The 25,679-nt window shown below is 39.9% G+C and carries 17 protein-coding genes; 5 read left to right on the top strand and 12 right to left on the bottom strand.

Features of this window, described 5'->3' with window-relative positions; translation table 11 throughout:
* Window positions 1–43 precede the first annotated feature (43 nt).
* The 8 genes from CD03_RS0122665 to CD03_RS0122630 form a co-directional block, all read right to left on the bottom strand.
* Entirely contained in the window at window positions 44–2,926 is a 2,883-nt protein-coding gene (locus CD03_RS0122665) for a glycosyl hydrolase family 95 catalytic domain-containing protein (protein ID WP_027295585.1), read from the bottom strand.
* 754 nt (window positions 2,927–3,680) lie between these two features.
* Window positions 3,681–4,523, bottom strand: coding sequence for a carbohydrate ABC transporter permease (locus tag CD03_RS0122660; protein ID WP_044289604.1), 843 nt, complete (start codon window positions 4,521–4,523; stop codon window positions 3,681–3,683).
* Complete coding sequence (locus tag CD03_RS0122655; RefSeq protein WP_027295583.1) at window positions 4,516–5,403, bottom strand: carbohydrate ABC transporter permease; 888 nt, start codon at window positions 5,401–5,403, stop codon at window positions 4,516–4,518. The genes CD03_RS0122660 and CD03_RS0122655 overlap by 8 nt, the downstream gene beginning before the upstream one ends.
* 142 nt (window positions 5,404–5,545) lie before the next feature.
* Window positions 5,546–6,994: an ABC transporter substrate-binding protein gene (locus CD03_RS0122650; RefSeq protein ID WP_160295829.1), complete on the bottom strand. Its 1,449-nt coding sequence runs from the start codon at window positions 6,992–6,994 to the stop codon at window positions 5,546–5,548.
* A 145-nt stretch (window positions 6,995–7,139) separates the two neighbouring features.
* Window positions 7,140–8,897 carry a cache domain-containing sensor histidine kinase gene (locus tag CD03_RS0122645; RefSeq protein ID WP_027295581.1) on the bottom strand — a complete coding sequence of 586 codons (1,758 nt, stop codon included), beginning with the start codon at window positions 8,895–8,897 and terminating at the stop codon, window positions 7,140–7,142.
* 24 nt (window positions 8,898–8,921) lie between these two features.
* On the bottom strand, window positions 8,922–10,628 hold the full coding sequence (locus CD03_RS0122640; RefSeq protein WP_027295580.1) for a response regulator transcription factor: 1,707 nt from the start codon (window positions 10,626–10,628) through the stop codon (window positions 8,922–8,924).
* 101 nt (window positions 10,629–10,729) lie between these two features.
* Window positions 10,730–12,832, bottom strand: a complete 2,103-nt coding sequence (locus tag CD03_RS0122635) for an FtsX-like permease family protein (protein ID WP_081820346.1) — start codon at window positions 12,830–12,832, stop codon at window positions 10,730–10,732.
* A complete protein-coding gene (locus CD03_RS0122630; RefSeq protein WP_027295578.1) occupies window positions 12,816–13,571 on the bottom strand; it encodes an ABC transporter ATP-binding protein in 756 nt (251 codons plus the stop codon). The genes CD03_RS0122635 and CD03_RS0122630 overlap by 17 nt, the downstream gene beginning before the upstream one ends.
* A 341-nt stretch (window positions 13,572–13,912) precedes the next feature.
* Here CD03_RS0122630 and CD03_RS0122625 point away from each other — a divergent pair, with 341 nt between their 5' ends.
* The 3 genes from CD03_RS0122625 to CD03_RS0122615 all read left to right on the top strand — a co-directional run bounded on the left by CD03_RS0122625 (window position 13,913) and on the right by CD03_RS0122615 (window position 18,889).
* Entirely contained in the window at window positions 13,913–14,608 is a 696-nt protein-coding gene (locus tag CD03_RS0122625; protein WP_027295577.1) for a LytR/AlgR family response regulator transcription factor, read from the top strand.
* A 31-nt stretch (window positions 14,609–14,639) separates the two neighbouring features.
* Entirely contained in the window at window positions 14,640–15,869 is a 1,230-nt protein-coding gene (locus CD03_RS0122620; RefSeq protein WP_027295576.1) for a sensor histidine kinase, read from the top strand.
* Between the two features lie 296 nt (window positions 15,870–16,165).
* Window positions 16,166–18,889: a sensor domain-containing phosphodiesterase gene (locus CD03_RS0122615; protein WP_242849140.1), complete on the top strand. Its 2,724-nt coding sequence runs from the start codon at window positions 16,166–16,168 to the stop codon at window positions 18,887–18,889.
* Window positions 18,890–19,101: 212 nt separating this feature from the next.
* On the opposite strand, the gene metG is transcribed toward CD03_RS0122615, so the two are convergent.
* The 4 genes from metG to CD03_RS0122600 form a co-directional block, all read right to left on the bottom strand.
* Window positions 19,102–21,054 (bottom strand): methionine--tRNA ligase, encoded by a 1,953-nt coding sequence (metG, locus tag CD03_RS0122610; protein ID WP_027295574.1) that lies wholly within the window; start codon window positions 21,052–21,054, stop codon window positions 19,102–19,104.
* 211 nt (window positions 21,055–21,265) lie between these two features.
* Window positions 21,266–21,436 (bottom strand): hypothetical protein, encoded by a 171-nt coding sequence (locus tag CD03_RS40090; RefSeq protein WP_442969725.1) that lies wholly within the window; start codon window positions 21,434–21,436, stop codon window positions 21,266–21,268.
* 146 nt (window positions 21,437–21,582) lie between these two features.
* Entirely contained in the window at window positions 21,583–22,371 is a 789-nt protein-coding gene (locus CD03_RS34455; RefSeq protein WP_052377929.1) for an ATP-binding protein, read from the bottom strand.
* Between the two features lie 204 nt (window positions 22,372–22,575).
* Window positions 22,576–23,169 (bottom strand): recombinase family protein, encoded by a 594-nt coding sequence (locus CD03_RS0122600; protein ID WP_027295573.1) that lies wholly within the window; start codon window positions 23,167–23,169, stop codon window positions 22,576–22,578.
* A 159-nt stretch (window positions 23,170–23,328) separates the two neighbouring features.
* Between CD03_RS0122600 and CD03_RS0122595 the strand changes: the two genes are divergently transcribed.
* On the top strand, window positions 23,329–25,083 hold the full coding sequence (locus CD03_RS0122595) for a DUF885 domain-containing protein (protein ID WP_044289602.1): 1,755 nt from the start codon (window positions 23,329–23,331) through the stop codon (window positions 25,081–25,083).
* A gap of 196 nt (window positions 25,084–25,279) precedes the next feature.
* Window positions 25,280–25,477, top strand: a complete 198-nt coding sequence (locus CD03_RS0122590) for a hypothetical protein (RefSeq protein WP_027295571.1) — start codon at window positions 25,280–25,282, stop codon at window positions 25,475–25,477.
* The last annotated feature ends 202 nt before the right edge of the window (window positions 25,478–25,679 follow it).

Raw genomic sequence — 25,679 nt, 5'->3', positions numbered from 1 at the left:
GATACCGAACCTCAATGCCGTACTGAAATATATCTGAAACAAATTATAAAAAGAACTTTATAATATAAATGTTTTTTGGCTGTAACTGTAAATTAACGTATTTCTCACTCTCATAAGCACTATCCTGCCTTACTTCCGCTTCTACACCATCAACAGTTGCCCATTTCCATGTCACACCTACCTTTACATGGATTTCCTTTTGTTCCCCTCCATCTGCCGCTGCTATTTCCATTTCAATATATTTTGATTCTTCTTTTTCATCTGTGAGCATCCAGGTAAGTCTGTTTATCCCTGCACTTGTTCTGGTTTTGATTCCCCTGATATTACCCCGGTGCAAGCCATCCGGCAATGCTGGCAGAGCTTCAATAATATGATCATTGGAATACAGCAGAGCCTCCAATACAATGCCCGGTAAAGTGATTGCATTATCTGTGCAGAAAGCAGATTCATGATTTTTATCATGAGAGGTAAGCAATGATGTATATTGATATCCTTCACTTATTAGTATGTATAATGAACGTGCAACTTCTTTTTTGTCTTTAATACGTGCTGATGCCAGGGCTTTATGCAGATGCCCATGCGACATGGCATCATCCCCTTGATTGAACAGGGTACGCTTTTGTATGGCACGAAAAATTCCTAGTCGCAGCACTCTATTTTCCTCAGCCTCATGACAAGGCCACGCTGCATACGCGTGACTGATGTGACGATGATTATAATTTTCTTTTAAACTATCCAGTGCCCACTCTTTTAGCGCTCCATCTTCTGTATATAAATATTCAGGCAGGCGTCTTTCTAATACTTCCCACTGTACCTTCTGAATCTCTAACTTCATATCCCGACTGTCTGCATATATTTTTTTCGCCATATACAGCGAATTCTTTATTGCTGAAATATCCATTGTCACATTTGCTGCCACAGACTCCATGCCATTATATCCAATCCCTCCGGGCGCATTTTCCGGAGAATAGCCCGGACTCAGAATATAACTTACTCTGCTAAAACCGGACGGGGTATTTTCTTCCTCCTCTATAGTCGTCCCGTCTGCCAAATGAATCGTTCCGTCCCCACCCCTATAAAATCTATTATCTGTGTATTGCACCCAGAATTTCATAATCTTTGCTATCACTGGTACCAATATGTCTTTCAAAAGATCGAACCCATCACACACAATTCTGGCAATATCATCATCTTCCAATTCCAATACCCGCTTCAGCCGTGGCAGATCTACGTCTTTTCCCACAGGAACCTTAACCCTTCCAAAGCATTCATAATATTCAAAAATCGGATATATCATCCAGTCTGTAGATGCATTCCAATATCCGTGAGGATATCCGGGCAGAGAATGATAAAGTTCTCCGTTTCCGCTGCCATCTGTGTGAGAAGGTGCTTTCAGTGCACCTGTCATTCCATAAATATTTCCTGCATTCTTTTCCCAATCAGGGAGCTGCCTTAAAATAAAGTTTATATATCCCGCTGCCACTTCTTCCATATTTCCTATATTCATAGATGCTATCTGAAGATTTACATTTGCATCAGTAATGAAATTCCCTTGAAACAGGGGCAGCCAGCTCCCCGTCCAGATACCATTCATACGCGGTACATGATAGCCGCTGCTGCAAAGAAGCAGGTACCTTCCATTTTGAAAAAGCCTTTCCAGATATGCTTTATTTATCTTCTCGGAGTGCTGCTGTTTATAGATCAGCGCCTCATTTGTCAGCTCTCTATCCGCCTTATCTTCAGCAGAAAAACAAAGTTCCAGATCCATTCTGGAAAATGCCTTCTGATGAAGTTTTTTGTGTTCCGACAGTGCTTGTTCATACTGGAATTCACCCTGCACTTTATACTTTTGGGCAAGCCCGTTAAGTCTGTTGGAACTTTCTTTAAATAGCATTTTTTTTGCGTCATCTAAACAATGAATGCGATGTTCTTTTTTATCAATCTCTGCCAAGAGAATAATTTTATCAGCATTTTGAATATGAAGCCTCTGCGATTGGAACCCGGGTATCATTTTTTCTTTTCTATTGCGGCAAAATTCTGGCTGCACCTGAATATCTCTTATATGGTCTTCTATTTCAACTTTTCCATTTGTAAGGATACAGATTGTAACAGACCAGCCTCCATAAGCATATTCAGAATATTTTTTTGGACTTCCACTTGTATAAAACGTCCCATATTTCCCGACTTGCCCCATCCACACTTTGCTTATTTTTTCATTACAGTTATCCCCATTATCCGTTGCTTTTCCCCAATCTTCCTCAACAAATTCGCAGGTTTGTGGAATTTCAGGCACACCCCGGTCTATAAATGCATCTGTTTCTACGGACATCTCAAGCAGATTGTCAATCCATATTTTTGTATCCAGCTGCTCACTTTCAGGTGCTGTGATCTCTGTTATAATTACATTATCTTTTCTGGAAGCAAAAGACCTTATATTCCACTCGCATTTTTTCCTGTCCTTCCACTGTCCCCCTATTTCACCTGTTTCAAAATTCGTATAACGGTTAAATTCTACCACTTCTCTGCACTTTAAATTTCTTATACGAAGCTGAGCTGCAGGATGAAAAGTTCTGGAATTAGATGATACATATCCCTTTACACCATAAGTTTGTTCATTATAATCTGCTGCTTTTCTGACCCAGCATCCTGTATCTTTTCGAATTACTGCATTTTTTCTCTGCTCATCCAATATATCCGCATAATACGGCACATGGAATATTTCATTTGTATCCAGAATCAGCTTGGTATTTTGATAAACAATCACATCTTCTTCCGGTGAAAAACTTTCTAAGATCCCGATTTCTCCATTCCCTGCTGCCAGGGCATCCCTCCATTTATCTTTTCCGTTTTTTCCCACACCAATTGCAGGATATGTATCTGAATCAAATCCTTTTGCTCCTTTTCGTCCATACAACCAGTTCCCCATTTTTTGCCTCCTCTGTCGTATCTGATTTCATTCTTATACCCTTTTCCATTTTTTGTGTCCACATTAAAATGTTTAGTAAAATCATATCTCACGATATGAAGTCCTTTCCGGAACCGTACGTGCGGCTTTCCCGCATACGGCTCTTCATAATAACATTTACAGTTGCAAGCTACGCATAGAGATTGAAGTATTTCTTGGGATAAGCTAGTGGGTAATACGCCAACATCTGCTTGAATCCCTCCCAGTTGTAGCTTCTCTTCTGACTTCTGCGGTTCATCCAACGATATAGCAACTGTGTTGTGTTGTAGTGATATTTTACCAGTGACTGGATGTTATAGGTCAAACCATAGTACCTGTAGTGCCCTAGCAATTTAAGATTTAGAATCGGCATTTCCGTTTTATAGTTGTACGCAATACTTGCAGTCTGCCCGCAAGAGACCACAGGCTCTCCCCAGTTGACTGGATAGCCATAGTGAAACATGATTGGCTCTCAGACTCCGCCGAAGCCACAACAGACTCGCTCCTGAATCCTTAACGTCTGCCATGATGTTGCCTTCCGCATGGATAAACTGCGTCGGCCTTCGGGACTTTGTAAAATTTCGGAGCTCTATAGCATTACAACCCTGCTCCCTAACTGTCTACGCTTAGCCCTGACTGTTACCAGTCAGAACCCAAGACTCGCTAATGGTGGCTCGCTACGCCTTGCCATGCGGGTGTTCCACCCGCTAAACTATCCGCCCTTTCCTGGGCGCACTTATCCCTTAACTGCTCCCATAGTCATTCCTTCAATTATGTGTTTACTAAAAATACTATACAATATTAAAATCGGTGCAATACTTACCACTAAAGCCGCAAAGTACAAAGTATAATTAAAGGAATGTGCCTGTCCGAAAAACCTTATTCCTATTGAAATCGTTCTATATTTTGCCTCTCCAACCAAGATAAGAGAAAATGGATATTCATTCCATGCACTGATAAAAGAAGTTATTACGATAACCGATATTATCGGCTTACAAAGAGGAAAGATCACCTTCCACATCATCTGCAATATGCCGCATCCCTCCATAAAAGCTGCCTCATCAAGTTCTTTTGGTACGGTCTTAATAAAATTTTCCATAAGTAATACAGACAGTGGCATGGCAAAGGCAACATAGGGCAGCAGCAGCGTAAACCAGTGATCCAGGAGATTCAGCATTTTAAATTCGATAAATACCGGAACCATCAGGGACAATACCGGAATTACCATCCCCGATATGAATAACAAATAGATCAGACGAGCTCCCGGAAACTTATACCTGGATACCACAAAACCTACTGTAAAGGAAAAGATTACAGTCAACACAACCGTAAGAATACTCAGGTAACCGGAATTCAGGAAACAATGCCATAAATCCCCAGTCTGTAAAGCTTCAGCATAATTATGGAAAACCGGATTTTGGGGAAATCCAAGAACATTCTGCATAAAATCTTTGTTTTCTCTAAGTGAGGATATAATCATCCAAATGATAGGAAGGATACAGCTTAGCGAAAACAACATGATTACCGCGTTAACTGAAAAACGAAATATCTTCCCTCCTGTTTTTCTTATATTATGCATACTTTTTCCCTCCTAACAACAGACGGCTGCCAAGAATCAGAATTAACGAAATCAATAATATTGTTACGGCAAGAGCACATCCATATCCCATCTTCATCATGGAAAAACTCACATCATAGTTATACAGAGAAAGCACCATAGATGAATTCCCCGGTCCTCCGCCTGTCATAACAGAAATATGGTCAAAAGCTTTAAATGAACCTGCAATACAAACCATAATACAAACCTTTAAAGTATCGTATATCATAGGAATGGTGATATAAATACTTCTCTTCCAACCATTTGCCCCGTCCACCTCAGCCATTTCCAATACGTCTCTGGGTACAGATGCTATTGCACTTGTCATAATTACCAGGTAATATCCGACAAACTGCCAGATTACAGGGACTGCCACACTGAACAGTACTATTTTCGGATCATCCAGCCACAATTTTATCCAGCCCTCTTTTCCAATCAACCGCAAAAATTCATTTAAGATACCTGTTTGATTACTATAAATAATCTGCCACAAAAGTCCGATTACCACTGCTGATATGATATTTGTTGTAAACATGATTCTTCTATGAAATTCTGTAAACTTCATCCACTTCATTGTAAAAAACAAAGTGAATACAAAAGCAATTCCTACCTGACCAATTACCATGAGTACCGTGAAAATCATTGTGTTTTTAAATGATATCCAAAAAGCCTCATCCCGAAAAATATTTATGTAATTTTCTAACCCCAAAAAAGTCATATTTTTACCACCGGACCATTTAAATAAACTATAATATCCTGCAAAAAAGATTGGGATAATTACCATGAAGACATAAACTCCAACCGGTGCTAAAAGCATCAGCGCAATCTTATATCCCTTTGGCTGCAATGGATTTTTACGCATGTTACACTTCCCCTTTTCTATTTTTAGGTATAAAAGGAGCAGGCAGACAAACCTACCTGCTTCTTTCATTCATTTTATGTTTCTGTTCAACTGTTTCTGTTCTGCTGTTTCTGCTTACTTTATACTAGTTGATGTCCAGTTACTACTGTTGTCCTTCTTCATAAGCAGACTGCAATTTCTCTGACAATTGTTCCGGTGTAAGAGAACCTATTGTAAGCTCCTGATATCCATCCTCTGCAGTGGATACATATGTTGCATTAAACTGTATCTCAGGATTAGGAACTACTTCATATCCCTCAAACATCTTAAACATTGCCTTTTCAAGATCACTCTGGGATGAATTGTCAATTTCAGAAGTTTTAGCACACGGTATAGAACCTTCCCCGGCAATTTTTGCCTGTATGTCAGGATCGGACAAACTTTTTACAAAGTCAATGGCAATCTCTTTCTCTGCGCCTTCCAGTCTGCTGTTTACCGCTACGCCCCATCCCTGTCCTCCTGACATATACTTTCCATTACCAGGTTTTTCTGAGGTTGGAGGGAACATTGCCGTATCTGAATTCTTCAATACCTCATCCGATGCATTCTTTACTACATTTCCGGTAACCCAGTAACCGCCCATAAGCATTGCCGCTTTTCCGTCATAATAGTAAGAATTTCCTAAAAGTTCTTCCTGACTGTTTACATCTTCATTAAACAGCCCCATATCCGTCAATTTCTTTAATTCTGTAATTGCAGCAACCATACAGGGATCCGTAAACTTTGCACCCTGCCCATTTTTTAAGCTATCATACCAGTCTAAATCCGCATACCGGAACAAAATGCTTGGCATAATCTGGCTGGATATCATATAGCCTTCTTTATTTCCACAAGCCAGAGGTATATACCCCTTATCTTTTATAGCTGTTACTGCTTCTTCAAAATCTTCCACTGTCTTTGGAAACTCCTTTATTCCACATTCCTCAAAGATTGCCTTATTGTAAATCATCATACTGCTTACAATCATAGACTGGGGGACGCCTAAGATCTGATCATCAAACGTATAATCATTAAATGCCCCTTCATCCATTCTGCCACTCCATTCACTGTCCGCTGCAATCTCCGGTGCCAGATCCATAATCTGTTCATTGTCATACATGGATGGCATCAGCCCGGGTAATGACTGGAAAATATCCGGAAGAGAATTGGTCGCCATCAAAGTCTTCAGCTTGTCCTCATACAAGTCATGCGCCACTACTTCCACACTTAGTTCCAAATCCGGATATTTCTCCTGCAGTTTTTCTAATAACTCATTTCCCGTTCTGGCTACCACATCTCCATCATTACTCCAGGTCACCATAACTGAAAGTTTCGAATCCTCTCCTTTTTCCGACTTAGCCTGTCCGTTATCCTGTGTCTCGGTAATATCTTCCTCCGTTTCTTTTTGAACATTTTCTTTGCTTCCAGGCTCTGCTTCCGTTGTATTGTCAGTCGTCTTCACCTCTTCTGCAGCCTTAGATGCACCTTCCGTAATCCCGGAAGAATTACCGCATGCGCTTAATGATACTGTCATGATAGCTGCCATTAACATTGCTACTGCTCTTCTCTTCATTTCTTTTCCTCCCAATACTGTTTCATTAATTTTCTTTACAACTCTTATTATATTGATTTTCATTTTTTCGAACACCTTAAAAACTATAAAAACACCCAAAATTCTATACATTTTTACAGAATCCTGGGTATTTTTATTTTTCTGTTTATATAACCGGAATATCATATAAAACCGGCTGAGTAATAACCGCTACCGTAAAATTCTCACTGTCTGTTTCATAGTGCAGCCCAAATCGTTCGCCAAAGCGCATTTTAATCCTGCTATTTACATTTTTAATAGCAAAATACGATTTGTCGGAAACTTCTGTATCGTCGATATTTAAAACTGAGTTAAGCCTGTCACAGTCGGTGCCTACGCCATCATCACTAACTTTAATCATCAGGCTGTTCCCCTTTATCATTATTTCCACTTTTATGATTCCCGCTTCTCCTTTGGGAATAATTCCGTGAAGAATCGCATTTTCTACAATGGGCTGTAAAATAAATCTCAGCGTATGCAATCCTTCTGCTTCCTCTTGAATCACAAATTGAAAATCAATCGTATCCTCCAGGCGTATTTTTTGAATCACCAGATAATTATTCAGATAATCCAATTCCTCTGTGATTGTCATAATTTCATTTACATTATCCAGACTCAATCTATATAATCTGGAGAGCGCCATTATAATCTCACCTGTTTTCGGTGCATTTTCAATATGACTCAGCCAATATGCCGTATCTAGATTGTTGTACAGTGAATGGGGATTAATCTGTGCCTGCAGGGAAGCAAACTCCGCTTCCCTTAATTCTATTTTCTTTCTCACCAGTTCGTCGGTCAGCTTTTCGATATAACCAGACATATTATTATATGTTTCTACCAGTACCCCTACCTCGTCATTAGAGGGGATAACATCGATATGTTTCATATCCATAACTTTCAGCCTCTTCGCCAAAACAGTAAGGGGCCTTGTACATATTTTAGAAAATAAGAAGGCACATCCGGCACATAAAATAAAACTAATCAAAAGGCTTACCGTAAGAATACGCTGTAATACAACACTGTCACTTAATACATACTTCGTAGGAACCACATTAATCAGGATCCAGTCACTGTGGGTAATCTGATACGAAGTGACCAGACAATTTTCGTCCCCAATATATTTTTCAGCCATTGCGCTTGATTCATTGGCTTCATCCATCACCTCAGCAGGTGCTTTCTCCCCTAACTTAGAGATATCCTCCGACGCAATTATATTACCGCTCCGGTCTATCATATAGGTCAGATTGTGTTCGTCTGCAATTTCATCCGTAAATAACTTAGATAACTCCGAAACTAAGATTTCTATTCTCATAACTGCAAGCTTTTTCCCGGTATTAATATCATTCACATTACGCACCATAGAGATCGTCTTTTCACCCTGGTTTAAATCCTCCCATTGCCCGCTGTCCGTAACCCAGGTTAATCTACCTTTTTTCTCATCCAGATCATGAATCAACGCTTTGTCAGCTGTTTTATTACGGTAAGTTCCTGTAAATGCGATATCACCCCCCAGGCTTTCTATTCCAATGGCAGACATATAGTCTTTATTCCCCACACAAAAGGACAGCCTCCGCTGAACTGCTATTTTTTTAACATCTGTATTATTATTTCCCCCCTCAACACTGTGAAGCCATTCCCGAACAATATTATCCTGTATCAGCAACACCGACAGATCATCCACATAATTCATAATTGTCTGTACATTTGTGCTGATATGAGCGAGGGTATTTAACTTTGCCGCACTTTCATTTTTTTTAACTATATTGGCAGACTGAACATATAACATTGTACCCACAATCATCATTGGGAGGATCGCTATCACAATCGCTGAAATAAAAACTTTGTAACTCAGACCAAAAAAAGACTTCTTTTTCTCATTTTCCATTGCTTTTCTCCTTTTGACCTCCCATTACTCCGGACGCTGTGAAATACCTGCGTTCTCCCGAAACTGACGGGGAGAACACCGTTCATATTTTTTAAATATAAAACTGAAATATTTATAATTTGGATAACCGCACTGCTGTGCCACCTCATAGGTTTTTAACCTTTTATCTAATAGCAGAATCTTTGCCTTATCTATTCGGTATTGATTTAAATAATCCACAAAATGAATCCCCATCTCCTGGCAGAATATGCGGCTGAAGTAGTTTGGCGTTACATAGACTTTCTCCGCCACTGCTTCTACCCTTACTTCCTCCTGATAATGCTCTGCCACATACTGGAGGGCTATTGTTACTACATTGCTGTATGAATATGTATTCATAACACGAAGCAATTCAATTAAATTTTTGATAAACCCCTCTACCCATAACTGAATATCATCCATAATTTTGCAGTTATTCAATTCATCCAGGATACTGGCATTTTTGCCTAATACGTCCTGGAAATCAACTCCCATGTTCTCAACCGAAATCAGCGCTACAATTATTTGACGTACCGACAAGTTTTTCAGCTGCTCATAACTAATGTTGCTCCTTCGCATTTTAGCAAATACCTGTTCAATAATACTGCATGCTTTCTTCAGATCCAGCATCTTTATACTGTCAATGAGCTGCTGCTCTTCTTCCCTGATATCTACCGTACCGCTGTTTTCTAACAGATCAATCTGCGAAAATTCTATAATGCATCCCTTTCCTTTATAACTTTTTGTCTTGAATGCTGTCATTGCTTTTGTAAAAGAATCCGGAATACCATCTACACTTTTTTGTACATCACCCAAAGCTATCGTAACAGATGTATTCTGGGCAATTTTCGTTTTATTCTGCATAGTTTTACATCTGTCTAAAAGCAGCTCCCCCATTGATTCGTTTATATTTAAGACAGCGCAAAGAAAATTATCATGGGTATAAAACGCATCTGCTTCAAAGATACTGGCAAAAACCTGATTAAACACCTGTCTGATGGTATCATGCATTTTCTTTATCTGATCATTGCTGTTAGATGGTACAATCACAGAATAATCATCAATGTCCACAATAACAACCTGATACCCGGGTCCTTTAAATGAAATACTCAGATCTTCTGCTTTTTTCCAGAATTCATTATTAAAAACAACCTGACTGCTAAAAAGCTGCAACAGAAAATACGTCCTCAGGATCTCCAAATTACCTGACATAACTTTCTTTTCTTCTTCCATCTGCCTCAAAGCGTCCTGTTGTTCCTTAATTTCTCTCTGTATCTCCAATATATTCTCAGTTAATTCTTTTGACGTCACCGGTTTTAACAAATAATTCTTTACACCCAACCGCAGTGCTTCCCGGGCATAATCGAATTCACTGTAGCCGGTCAAAATCAGAATTCTGGTTTCCTTCATGTTCTCACTTACAATCCTTGCCAATTCTAATCCGTCCAGTACCGGCATTTTAATATCGACAATCGCTATGTGGGGACGCTTTTCCTTAATGATCTGCAATCCTGCTTTTCCATTTGATGCTTCTCCAACAAGCTTACAACCAATGCCGTTCCAATCGACAGACATCTTAATTCCCTGCCTTACAATTTTATCATCATCAATAATTACAACATCCAGCATCATTGTCCCTTTCTTTTGTAAAATGAAGGATCCATCCGCATACCTGAGCCCTGCACTGACCCTGTTTTGTTTACTATAACGCAAAGAAGTCCTCCCATCGTCCGCACCCGGATAACAGGAGATTCCTTCTCACACTAATATTTTTTTATATTATAACACAGATATTCAATATCCCCTATATTTTCTCAACTTGTTTTATTCCCAATTATTCCCTCAATCTTCCTCAGTGATGCCCTGTAAACCACATACATATACACACCCACACCCAGCACCAGCAGGAAATCCACTCCCAATGCCCAGATTTCCGTTGACGATACCACACCATCATTGCCTTTATAAGTCATCAGGGTGAAGATATAGATCAAAATACTTCCGATAATTACGGGCAGTGCATAAATCTTCATAAGCTGGCTTGTAATGCATTTTTTCAGATATTTATGATTGCCGCCCAGTTTTTTCAGGTCATCAAAGAGCTGTTTGTTATTCATTCCTATGGTAACGCTTCTGGTATATGCAATGATTCCCACCGCTGCCAGGCAGATGATTGCTACATAGATGAACAGCATGAAAAATACTGCATTAGTCTGGAAAAATGTCTTCTCCTTCATGACCTTCATATTGGGATAGAACTTCCAGTATCCCATAAGATCGGAATTGTCCGGCGACATCTCCATTTGTTGGTCCGCGCCGTATTCTTCTCCTGCCTCTATGGCCAGCTGTTCCTGATATTCATCGTATCCGGATTGTACCTGCATCTCTCTTGGCGCACGTTTCAGGATTTCACCATACAGTGCTTTGGAAAAATCAAAAGCTGCTTCTGAATCTTGAATGTTGAACAAGATCTGATGATACAGTCTGTTATCCGGCAGCTCTTTTGTGATTTCCCGGTAATCCTCATCATTCAGAATGTAGCTGTTTACCCCGTTTATCATTAACGCTTCATATGCAATAGTTCCTGCTAACCTGACTTTCATCTGCTCTTCTGTTACAGGATTCGTGATTAAATCCATATCCTCAAACTTATCCCAGAATCCGTTCTGCTCCTGGGGAAATGTGATCCGGTAGAAAGTTCCCCTGTCCACCTGAATATTATCCCCGGTCATTTTCCGGTAGTCTCCGGCGCTCATATATTTACTGTACTCATACTTTTCCATGTAATTTTCTATCAGTTTATTATTGTCATCCCAGTCTCTTAATACACCGCTTCCAAGCAGTTCCGCAAAGTTCCCTTCCCGGTAACCGGTAATTTCGATCTGGTAATCTCCCGCCAGCTTCTCAATATCTTCTTTCTGTACCTCTCCAAAAGATACTTTCGACGGGATGGAAAAATCCACCGGATTATTGTCAATCTCACTGATACCGGATAACATACCCGGAGCATAAAAGCAGGCATAAAGGCTGGCTGCTACCAACAGGGAAATAATGCACATATTTCGAACGGTTTGTTTTCCCTGAAATTTCATCATGTTATAGGAAATGATATTCCGGTAGTATTTCTGGGGTCTTTTTCCCCGTTCGTGATGAACAATGGCATAGGTAATTACCATATAAATTCCTGCAAATGAAAGCAGATAGGTTGCATTCCATACAGAAGGCATAAGTACTCCCATTTCTCCAGCGATTCCAGGAACCAGATATCCCAGCACAAACCCCATAATGCTAAAGACAATTCCTAGTATTCCATATAATTTACTTACATCTCTTAACGGCTCACTTTTCCTATGGTCGTTCAGAACATCCATGATATTTGTTCTTTTAATAAATCCCACTGCCATTCCCATAATACAGACAGACATTACTGCTGCAAATACAAACCCGATGATAAATCCTGTGACATCAGCCTGGTACTTCATTTGCGCATTATCTACAACAAGAATGCAAAACAGCTGCCATATAAAGTAGGAAACAACAGCCCCTAAAGCTAAACCGACCGCCGTACAACCAGAAAGGATAATGCTGATCTCCGCAAACAGTGCATTCCGAAGCTGACTCTTTTGAGTTCCCAATGCCAGGAATACGCCCGCTTCCCTGCTCTTATATTTAAAAAATAAACCGGCAGCATAAATCGTAAATATAAAGCATCCAATCAAAGCGATAGCAAAAATCATATAAGCCTGTTTCCTGGAGTCTCCGCCCTCCGGAAGTACCTGCATAACTGTGGGACTGAACATCATGATCCCATAGGAGGTAATCAGCATTACAGACAGGGTCACACAGAATACCATCTGTACATAATTCTTTTTATTATAATCTCTGAGTTTACTGAATATCTTATTCATTGTCATCATCGTCACCGCCCATTTCTTTTAGTACCACTAACAGTTCATCCAGGAATTCTCTTCTGCCTTTGCTTTTTCTTAATTCGGTAAATACGCCGCCATCCTTCATAACTACCACGCGGTCACAAAAACTTGCTGCAAAGCTGTCGTGGGTTACCATAAAAATTGTTGCTCCCAGGGATTTCTGCGCCTGTTTAAATGCATGGATTACAGCTTCACTGGACCGGCTGTCCAGGTTGCCGGTAGGCTCATCCGCCAGGATCATAAGCGGGTCATTCATCAAAGCCCTTGCCACTGCCGTTCTCTGCTTCTGACCTCCGGATATCTCAACCGGATACTTATGTCCGATATCATCAATCCCAAAGAGGTTTAAAAGAGTCTTGGCTTTCTTTTCCATGCTGCGGTAAGGTTCATCTTTAATGACTTTTGGAATACATACATTTTCAAATACGGTCAGACCGTCCAGCAGCATGAAATCCTGAAATACAAATCCCAGCTTTTCATTTCGGATCTTTGCCATCTTTTCTTCTTTTAGAGCAGCTAACTTTTCCCCATCCAATAAAATTTCTCCGCTGTCATAGGGAATAAAACAGGAAATACAGTTGAGCAATGTTGTTTTACCGCTTCCCGACGGCCCCATGACTGCAACAAATTCACCTTCATTTACTTTCAGGTCAACCCCCTTTAACACCTGATATTTTGTTTTTCCGGTTACGTATGATTTGTGTAATTCTTTAATCTCTAACATGGTAATTCTCCTTCTCTTCTATCCTTATTTTTTTTAAATATTTTTGTTGGTTTTCCTCATGGACACACAATATCACGGAACCGGACGGGGTTCAATCCGAAGATTTTTTCAATGTAATCTTTGGTTGCTGATTTGTAACTTTTGGTTTTTATTGTGCATTTTGTACAATGAATTTCTGTAAAATAGGGTTAGCAAAACCCGGATTCCACCCTATTCCCAAAATCAGAATCTTATGATAAAATCAATGTAGTTATTTTATTTCCATAAACTTACAATATTTGGCAGGACTATAGATTGGATTTGCAATAAAATATTGGCATTTACGAGGGAGAAGTATTACAATGATACATATTGCAATCTGTGACGATGAGATTAAACAGAGATATCTGCTTCAATTAGCAGTGGAGAAAATACTGAAATCAAAAAACATTGCTTACCACATCTACGAATATGGCAGCGGAGAATCCCTTTTGAAAAGTGATATCTGCAGTTATGACCTTATTTTTCTGGATGTAGAAATGAAAGAAATAAATGGTGTGGAAACCGCAAGGGCAATCAGAAAAGAAAATAAACTGGTTAACCTGGTATTTGTTACCGGTTTTACGGATTATGTATTTGACGGATACGAAGTTCAGGCTTTGAATTACATTATGAAACCATTTAAAGAAGAAAAAATCAAGGCTGTTTTGGATACTGCCCTGAAAAGCATGAATTTAACAGAAGATTCCTTCTTTCTCCTGGAATGTGAGCAGGGAACCTTTAAAATTCCCTGGGACAGTCTTCTGTATTTTGCCAGCGACAAACGGAAAGTCACGGCATTTACCAGAACGGAAAACTATGAGTTCTATGGTAAATTAAACGATCTGGAGGCACAGGTACCCCATACCTTTATGCGTATCCATCAACGCTATCTGGCGAATCTGACTCATGCGTCGGGTATTGAGGGACAGGAGCTGCTCCTGAAAAATATAAGGCTTCCCATCAGCCGGCAGAGAACGAAAGAAGTCATGATTACATTTGCAAAGTCAATGCTATAACCTGTTTGAAAAACCGGATTAGGAGGTCCTTATGCTGCCGGCACTTATTGCTTTCACCATGTCACTGCTTGTGGGATATTTTGTATTCCATTTGATTAGTTTATTTATTCAGCCAAGAACCCGGTTAATTATTCAGATTCCTGCCATGCTGATCCTGGGGTATATTTGTTATAATGTCATTTTTCTTTCCGATTTAGTAAATATCTCTTATGGGCTGGCGGCTTTTCTTCTGTTAACCCTGGTCTGCTTTAAAGGTTCAGCCATAAGCCGGATATCTATTGTCGTTTTGTTTTATCCTATTATGACTGCGGTTTCCATTATCTGTACGGAAGGCATGAAAACCCGCTTCACCATCCCGGTAACCTTTTTATTCTGGCTCACCGTATATCTTTTGTTTAAAAACAGGCTGTCAAACTGCATCAACCAGCTTACCGACCGAATGTGGCTGTTGATGGATATCATTTGTACCGCTGCATTTTTTATGACCTTTCTGGTTGTACTGAAGATGGAGACAGGTGAAGTGGCTGTAATTATACTTGGTTCCTGTACCACCATAATTACTAATACCGGTGTTCTTGTTCTGATTATTGCCGTTATCAAATCCTTAAAGGCACAATCCGACTTGAAGCAGCTCCAAATGCAGGCAACATATTATGATATTTTAGATCAGGAACATCAAAATACCAGAAAAATACGCCACGATATGAACAACCATATGCAGGTTGTAGATGGATTACTGAATGAAACCCAATACGAAAAAGCCCACGCTTACATTGAGTCTGTCTTTTCATCCCTTAATCATTCCGTACTGAAAAACTATGCCGGGGATCCGGTGATTAATCTGGTTTTAAACCAAAAAATAAAGGCAATGGAAGATCATCATATTTCAGTGGACGCTAAAATCAGCCTGGAAAAGCTGGAGAGTTTTCGTGATATGGATCTATGCTGCATCTTATCCAATACCCTGGATAATGCACTGGAAGCATGTAAAAAAATCCCAGATAAGTCCAACCGCCGGATTGAAATCAAAGCCAGAATTAAAAGTGGATATTTCAGTTACGCTCTGATCAACAGCAAGACAAATGCCACCACAACCAAAAACGGCAAATTTATTACAGATAAAGCAGATAAGAAACAACATGGATTTGGAATCTCTAATGTAAAAGAAATTGTGGCAAAATATAAAGGTGAAATAGATTTTAAGGACCTGGGGGAAACATTTGAAGTAGTTATGATTATACCCCTTTCCAGCGTGTCATGAATTGCTGCGTGCAGTTTATCCAAAGAAAGGCTTTTCTATAAGAAACAAAAAAATGCCATTACTTATCCATTTACAGCGGGCTGCCCTGACTATTTTCGGAGCAAATTCCACACGAATTAGAGCGTGCAGATAAAGGGAATGAATTTTCAAATACGCTCTAGGATCTTATTTGCACATATGATATAATAAGATCAAGGTGTGTTTTACCAGATTTTAAAAACAGGCATTTTTTTAACAGATATTGAATCGATACTCACAAGAAAAATAAAAAATCAGACACAGAGAAAGGGTTCAAAGTGAAGACGATTTTTTTTAAACTACGTAGTGGTGCAATGCCGCTCATATTATGTATTGCTTTGGTAGTGACCGGATTTCAGTCGGCACGGTCTATTACGAATCTTGAGGGAGATGCACGCGTGATTAACTATGCCGGAATTGTCCGCGGTGCTACACAAAGACTGATCAAAAAAGAACTAAATCATGTACCCGACGACAAATTAATCTCGCATTTAGACGATGTACTTGCAGGATTGTGCGGTGGAAGCGATGAATATAATATTATCCGGCTGGATGATAGTAAATATCAGGCTCTATTGGAAGAAATGAAGGACGATTGGGATGATATAAAGTCTGAAATTTATCTTTACCGGAGTGGCGATTCCTCCGGGGATCATTTATTTGAAATGAGTGAAAACTATTTTGACTTAGCAGATCAAACGGTGCTTGCTGCCGAAGTTTATACAGAGAAAATTGTTCAGCACTCCCGTAACGCATTATTTTTTATGAATCTCTTATTCATCGTACTAACCGCTTTATGTGCCATATTCACCTATTATCAGAGTAAGCGCCGCGATAAACTATTAGAAGCAGAAAATGAAAATCGTTTAAAAAGTGAACAGCTTTCAAAACGTTTTGAAAATTTGCTTATTCCCATGAACGAAATCTCCGAGCTAATGTATGTATCAGATATCAACACCTATGAATTGCTCTTTGTAAATGAAGCCGGAAAGAAAACGTTCCAAATCAGTGCCGAGGAACAGCAGAAGTGTTATAAAGTGTTGCAGGGATTTGATTCCCCCTGTCCATTTTGTACGAACTCCCGCCTGAAAAAGGATGAGAATTATACCTGGGAGCATACAAACCCGATTACCAAACGGCACTATTTACTAAAAGACCGTTTATTGGAGTGGGAAGGTCACGCAGCCCGGATGGAGATCGCCTTTGATATTACAGACGCAGCCAATGAAAAAAGAGAACTGAAAAACCGACTGGAGCGGGATAATATTCTAGTTGAGTGCATAAGGGAGCTTTACCGAAATCATGATGCATTAGAAGCTACTTCCTATGTCTTAGAACAAGTAGGAAAGTTATTTTTAGCAGAACGCAGTTATGTCTTTTTATTTCATGGGGACAACTTGTCAAATGTGGCAGAATGGTGCAGAGAAGACGTCATACCGCAGATAGATTATCTTCAGAATCTTCCGCAGTCAGACTTTGCTATCTGGTTTAATATGTTTAGAAATCAGGAAAATATTGTGATCGATGACCTGGAAAATATTAAATCAACCATGAAACTTGAATACGAGTTTATGACCCAGCAGGGTATCAAGAGTGTAATTATGGTGCCTTTAGAACGTGAAGGAAGATTAGATGGCTGCATTGGTCTGGATAATCCGTCATGCAGTATTAAGGAAAATGCCGTGACTTTCCTTGAAACACTTCGCTATTTTATTATGCTTGCTATTCGCAGGAATGAAGATGAAGAGACCCTGTATCGCTTAAGCTACCTGGATACATTGACTAATTTTTATAATAGAAACCGTTATATACAGGATATCAACAGTCTGGAAGACAAAAGTATTCCGATCGGCATTGTTTATCTGGACGTAAACGGACTGAAAGAGGTCAATGACCATTATGGACATGATAGTGGTGACAATCTCTTAAAGAAATGTGCTGAATTAATGCAAAACAGCTTTAATCAAGGTTCCTACTATCGAATCGGAGGCGATGAATTTATCATTATCTGTACGGATATCAGCCAGGAGATTTTCAGCGAAAACATTCATAAGCTGAAATATAATTTTGCCCATAATGATTGTAAGGCCGCCATTGGTTATGAATGGGCGGAGGACTGCCATAATATCCAGTCAATTATAAAAACAGCCGATGAAAATATGTATGCCGATAAAAAAGAATTCTATCATAATCATCGCGAAACAGGACGTTACAGACACCGCAATGATGTATTAGATTTTCTCTCTGATCCGGACGTATTGGAAACAAAGTTACAAAACAAACAGTTCCAGGTCTATCTGCAGGCTAAAATTGAACTGGAGAGCCGCAGTGTAGTAGGTGCAGAAGCATTAGTCCGATACATAGATGATGATGGTGTAGTCCAGTCCCCGGATAAATTTATTACTATTCTGGAACGTTCCTACCAAATAAGTAAAATAGACTTTTATGTCTTTGAAATGGTTTGTGCCCAGCTAAAGGAGTGGCAAAAACAGGAAAAAGCAATTTTTCCAATCTCCAGCAATTTTTCCCGCAGTACGTTTATGGATGATGCCTTCTTAAAAAGACTGGAATCCATTGTCAGTAACTATGGTATTGCCAAGGAATATCTGGAAATTGAAATTACGGAAAGCACTTGTTCTACCGATTTTAGAAGTTTAAGAAACAAAATCAGCCAGATTCGAAATGCAGGATTCCGGATATCCGTTGATGATTTTGGCGCCGAAAGTTCCAACCTGGCACTTTTGGCAACGGCGAAATTTGATATACTCAAAATTGACCGGGGTTTTGTAAAAGATATTATATCCAACGAAAACACACAGACGATAGTAGAAGCTATCGTAAGCGTTTGTAAAAAACTGAATATCCAATTAGTCGCAGAAGGGGTTGAAAACGAATCCCAGCTGGAAGTACTTGAAAATTGCGGTGTGAAAACGGTGCAGGGCTTTTTGTTCAGCAAGCCAATGCCGATGACGGAATATGAATGGAAGAATTCCTATAAATAATCTTTTATCACCGTGAATTTATAACAGAAAACTAATTGAAAGACTGTTTCATAAAGAGACCGGGGATACTGAAAAAGCAGATGAAAGTCAAGTAATTTACTTTCATCTGCTTTTTTATGAACTTTTCTATATATCTGATCTAATTATTAATTTCTTTATTCTGTATTTCTCTTCTTTTCCTAAAATCAATCATAGATATCCCATTTACTCTTTTAACAGATCTCAGCTCCGGAAGGCATTTTCTTTTCCGGGATCATCAGAGCCAGTTCACCGTTTTCATCCTCTGCACACAGAATCATTCCTTCAGACATAACACCTGCAAGTTTTGCCGGCTTTAAGTTTACAAGCACCATAACTTTTTTGCCAACCATTTCTTCTGCGCTGTAATTGGCTTTGATTCCGGAAACAATCTGTTTTACCTGGCTTCCGATACGAACCTGTGAGCAAAGCAGCTTTCTGGATTTCTTAACCTCTTCACAAGCGATAATTTCACCGACCTGGAACTGCATTTTCATAAAGTCATCATAAGAGATTTCTTCTTTTGCTTCTATATCAATCACCGGCTCTGCGGGCACCTCTGCTTCTTTCTCTGAAGCATGAAGCTCTTCTACCTTTGCCAATACTTCTTTCATGTCCAGACGTGCAAATAAGATTTCCGGCTTCTCTGTTACTTTGCTGCCGGATTTATAGATGCCGTACTGCTCCATTTCAGCCAGACTTCTTTTCTCAGCATTTAACTGTGTCAGAATTTTCCCGGAGGTTTCAGGCATAAAGGAATCCAATAAGGAAGCGCCGATGCTGATACTTTCTACCAGATTGTAAAGTACGGTTGCCAGACGGTCCTGTTTTGTCTCATCCTTTGCAAGCGCCCATGGCATCGTTTCATCTATATATTTATTGCAGCGTTTAAACAGAGTAAATATTTCTGAAATAGCGTCAGCAACACGAAGTTCTTCCATTTTTTCTGCTGCTTTTTTCGGAACTTCCAGTGCAATAGCTTTTAATTCTTCGTCTACCGGCTCTGCTGCCCCTTTATCTGCCACAACACCGTCAAAATATTTATTTGACATGGAAATGGTTCTGTTTACCAGATTTCCAAGGGTATTTGCCAGATCAGAGTTCATTCTTTCCACCATCAGCTCCCAGGAAATAACGCCATCGTTTTCAAATGGCATTTCGTGTAATACAAAATATCGTACTGCATCCACGCCAAAGAAATCAACCAGTTCATCTGCATAGAGAACATTTCCTTTGGACTTACTCATTTTTCCATCTCCCTGCAACAGCCACGGATGTCCGAATATCTGCTTAGGAAGGGGAAGATCCAGTGCCATAAGGAATATGGGCCAGTAAATTGTATGGAAACGGATAATGTCTTTCCCAATTAAATGCAGGTCTGCCGGCCAGTCCTTTTTAAACTGATCCGTACTTTCTCCATCACAGTTATAACCAATACCGGTGATATAGTTTGTCAGGGCATCCAGCCAAACATAAACAACATGTTTTGGATCAAAATCAACCGGGATTCCCCATTTAAAAGAAGTTCTGGATACACAGAGATCCTGAAGTCCCGGAAGCAGGAAATTGTTCATCATTTCATTCTTTCTGGATACCGGCTGTATGAATTCCGGATGGGTATTGATGTGTTCAATCAAACGATCTGCATATTTACTCATTTTGAAGAAATATGCCTCTTCCTTTGCAGGCTGCACTTCTCTTCCGCAATCGGGACATTTTCCATCTGCCAACTGGGATTCCGTAAAAAATGACTCACAGGGAGTACAGTACATTCCTTCATAATGTCCTTTATAAATGTCACCTTTATCGTACAGTTTCTTAAATATTTTCTGTACTTGTTTTTCATGGTCTTCATCTGTAGTACGGATAAACTTGTCATATGAAGTATTCATCATATCCCAGATCTGCCTGATTTCTCCGGCAGTCTGATCTACAAATTCTTTGCAGGTGATACCTGCTTCTTCCGCTTTTAACTCAATTTTCTGTCCATGCTCATCTGTTCCCGTCTGAAAGAACACATCATATCCCTGTGCTCTTTTAAACCTTGCAATACTGTCTGCCAGTACTACCTCGTAGGTGTTGCCAATATGCGGTTTACCAGAAGTATAGGCAATCGCCGTAGTCATATAATATTTTTCTTTTCCCATGATAAATCCCTTTCTTATTCTTTCCGAATGCCTGAAGTGTGTCCGAAATTACTGTCTTGCCCGAAATGCAATATCTGCATTGGCCGGCAAAATGCGCAAAAAACCCGCCTTCCCATTTGAGAAGACGGGTGTTATCATCCCGTGTTACCACTTCACTTCATTCATTTCTCGCGAAACAAATCTCTGCAAGTGCACATCCCTGGAGCTGATATTAAAATACCATTTTCCAATCGTACACTACACCGCTGTAACAGGCGGTTCCCGTTGCAACCTTGCACAAAACCGGCAGATTGGGCCATGTCCACAGCCACTTGCCTTTTCCATGTTCGGTGCACCACTCAGAAGCCATCTTCCATCTATACTCACACTTCCCTCTCAGCATCCGGGAATTCTCTGTAATGCCTGCATCCGATGTACTCTCTTCGTCATTGCGTTTGTCTATATGTAGTTAGGCTATCACAATGAATGTTGGATGTCAAGTATGAAAGGAAAATATTCTGGGCAGGTATATGAAGTATTTTTCCCCTTCTAATATACTTCCAGCTTCAAAGTAACTCTATACGGGTCTGCATTTGCTTCAAATACCGGTTTGGGCCAGTTCTGGGTTTTCCAGGCATCGTAGATTCTGCCCATGCCGCTTCCTGCCCGGTCTCCTACTCCAATCATGTTGAAAAGCTTGAATATTGTTGGATTCCTGGGGTCGCTGATTCCGCCTGCAAGTATTTCTTCTTTTGGAATCAGAAGCCTGCCCGGATTTGATATGGTAAGGAGATTTTCTTTTTTTCTGATAACAATGCCTTGCCGCCCATAATAATCAGCATGAATCACGGCATTGCTTACCGCTTCTTTCAATGCACTTACCACCAGATCTTTTCCAACCTCATTTTTCATTTTGTTTACTGCAAATTCATGATCTCCATGAGCAACCAGTCTGCCCATTACGTTATTGTAATATTCGAAAATATTTCCATTAAAAGATCCGTCATCCGAGGTCATACGATAATTCCAGCCCAGCTTTACACCTTGCAGCTCCTCTCTGTAATCCAGAAAGTAATTTGGAAACTCTTCCCTTATGCAGGATTCTTTCCCAAACATCAGAAGACCGGCTATAGTGGGAACAAGCTTATCTTTTCTTCCTCTTTTTAAAACAGACAGCTTAATCAGAAATTCCGGCATCAAAAGCTTCAGGACAGGCGCCTCCGGCGTTTTCCCCTTCATAAAGCTTCGATATCTTTCAATTGTTTCCATACAAAGCGCTGAAATATCCATTTTTTCCATTACTACATCATCATATGGCATTTTTCTACCTTCCATCATTTCATACCCATCCTTTATTTTTCTTTATTCCAATTTCCGGATAAATAATCAGACTTTTATTACCAACCGTGGTAAAATTTTTCTGGGCATGGAATTTTCTTTCTTCGGGCCCAAAAGTAGTCTAAAATGCAATTACCGCTAAATTTACTATCTATGTATATTTCAGAATGAACTGGATAAAAAAGTCTACATTATTCGCCAAATTTATGATTGTACCGAGTTAATCCACTTAAAGAACGTGTTATGTGAGACTGCAAGCTGACGTGCCGCTTCCCTGCCACTGATCTCTCCTACTTCCCATCTGGACCGGATGAGATGAAACTCCGGGGGAATATCCTTACAGGGACGCCCAAACTGTACACCGCGGATTTTTGCAGCCTCAATTCCCTCTGCCTGTCTCTGCCTGATATTTTCCCGCTCTGTCTGGGCGACGTATGATAAAAGCTGCAGCACCATATCTGCGATAAAGGTTCCCATCAGATCTTTGCCTTTCCGCGTATCCAGCAGAGGCATGTCCAGAACGAGCACATCTGCCCCTTTATTTTTTGTAATCACACGCCACTGGTCAATAATCTCCTGATAATTCCTTCCCAGCCGGTCTATGGACTTAATTACAATCAGATCTCCCGGCTTAATCCTTTTTAATAATTTTCTGTACTGGGGGCGGTTGAAGTCCTTGCCGCTCAGCTTATCCATATAGATATCAGCATCCCGGACTCCCCATCTGGACAGCGCAATCATCTGTCTGTCCTCATTTTGTTCTTTTGTAGATACTCTTACGTAACCATATTTTTTCATAAATACCTCCTTATTGCGTACGAACAGTCTTTCTTCGGCTTACCCAGTTATATACGTATATCCTTTATCATCTCCTTCTTTTTTCGTGTCCCTAATGGTAATTTTTGCATGTCTTCCTGCATATCTTTACACTAAAGACCCTATTGTCAGGTGAACCCTATGCGTAAAATCAACCCCGCGTCTCTTCTTCGCTTCCTGCTGATTCCGGCTTCCCTGTTACTGCTGATTTCTATCGGCATTTACATCAACAGCTCTTTCCATCATCAGGAAAACCGCAAATTCACAGATTTTACCCACAACATGTTTGTGGATGAAGTCACCTCCAACACGTTGAATCTTCATTATACCCTGTCGGACCCAAAGTCTTTCGGGATTGATGATTACATGGTAACACTTGGAGCCGCTGATGAAGAATCTCTCGCTGCATCTACCGCTGTCCTGGAAAATTATCAGGAAGCACTGAATCAGATTTCTTATAAGAAACTGTCTAAAAATAATCAGCTTACTTATGACATTCTTGCATACTACCTGAAGAACCAAAATAATGGAAAGGATTTTTCTCTGTATGCAGAGCCTCTGGGACCCACAATCGGCACTCAGGCACAGCTTCCGGTTCTGCTTGCGGAATACACTTTTAACAAAAAAGCAGACGTTGATGAATATTTGTCTCTGCTTTCACAGCTGGATACATACTATGCATCCCTTCTGGAATTTGAAAAAGCCAAATCCTCCGCAGGTTTGTTTATGAGTGATGCAAATACAGATGCAATTATAGCTCAATGCCAATCCTTTATTGCTGACCCGGATAATAACTTTTTAATTGAAATATTTAATGATAAGGTGGATTCCTTTCCAGAGCTCACCCCTGAAGAATGTGCCAACTTCAAAGTCCGTCATAAGGACATTATTTTAAAGAAAGTAATTCCGGCATATGAAAACCTGATTACAGGACTGACCGCATTAAAAGGAACCGGAAAAAACAATGCCGGTTTATGTAATTTCCCTGATGGAAAGAAATATTATGAGTACCTGGTAAAAGATACAACCGGTTCCAATGCTTCCATTGATCAGATTCAGAAACGTCTGATGGACCAGGTGCAGACTGACTTTACTGAGCTACAGACTTTGCTGGCGAAAAACCCCACACTCCTGTCTTCTGTATCCGGCATGGCTGCTTCCTCACCGGAATCAATCTTAAATGATCTTCAGAAGAAAATGGCAGATGATTTTCCCACCTCTCCACAGGTGAACGTAAATGTGAAATACGTCCACAGCTCCCTGGAAAAATACTTAAGTCCTGCTTTTTACCTGTCACCGCCTATAGATAATCTCATTGACAATGTGATCTATATCAACCAGGCATCTGACTACTCGGGGCTTGAGCTCTATACCACACTGGCGCATGAGGGATATCCGGGACATTTATACCAGACTATTTATTCCGGCAGTACCAACGCTGATCCGGTCAGAAGCCTGTTAAACTTTGGGGGTTACAGTGAAGGCTGGGCAACTTATGTAGAATTCCAGTCATACCAATACGCAGATGTAGATCAAGACGTGGCTGCCCTTTACCGCCTGAACCGTTCCATAATGCTTGGTATATCTTCTCTGCTGGATATCGCCATCAACTACCATGGCTACGACCGAAACGCAACTGCTGCCTACTTAAATCAGATTGGATTTTCAGACCCGGAGATCGCCAACAACATGTATGACATTATCATTGAAGCACCTGCCAACTATCTGAAATATTATGTGGGCTGCCTTAGCTTTATGGATATTCGGGATAAATTCAAAAAAGAATTGGGTGATAAATTCAACCTCAAAGAATTCCATGAACAGATTCTGACAATTGGGCCTGCCCCATTTCCAGTCCTGGAAAAATACCTGGAAAATTATTATCAGCTTGGATAAAGATCACAAACACCCAAAACCCGCTATCTTTCCTATGTTTTCGACGGGTTTACTCCCGAAAAGATAAATTTTTCATAAAAAACGAAAATTTCTTATATTTGCTACGGGTTTCGACTGACTTCGACAATCGGACTGTGTTATACTGTGTCTAACAGAGTCACTAACACACTAATAGAGCGAATAAAGGAGAAAACATATGAGAAGAATGTTATGTAATATTCAAAAGAACTGGTACAAATGTGCATTAGCTGCAGAAGGGAAAAAATTAGACCGATTGGTTGAAGAAGGAAAACCGTTAACAGGAAAAGAGTTGCTGGCGGTCAGCAGAAAAATTGATGGACATATGATAAGTCTTGTGAAAACAACAGAGTATTTAAAAAGAACAACATCCTGATTAAATTTTAATAAATTGAAAACGTAAAAAGACTGTGTACAGCGCTATGAAGTTGAATGTATTCAACTCCATAAACACTGTACACAGTCTTTATGTTTATCCGTAACATTATACCTGTGATTCTATCAAGAATCCATAATTTTAAGTTTCATTTTCATAATCAGTATCCTCTGGCAAAACATATGGAGCCATGGGTTCTTTC

This window comes from Robinsoniella sp. KNHs210, from assembly GCF_000686105.1.
In the GTDB taxonomy this organism is placed as follows: domain Bacteria; phylum Bacillota; class Clostridia; order Lachnospirales; family Lachnospiraceae; genus Robinsoniella; species Robinsoniella peoriensis.
This window is presented reverse-complemented; position numbering and strand designations above follow the sequence as displayed.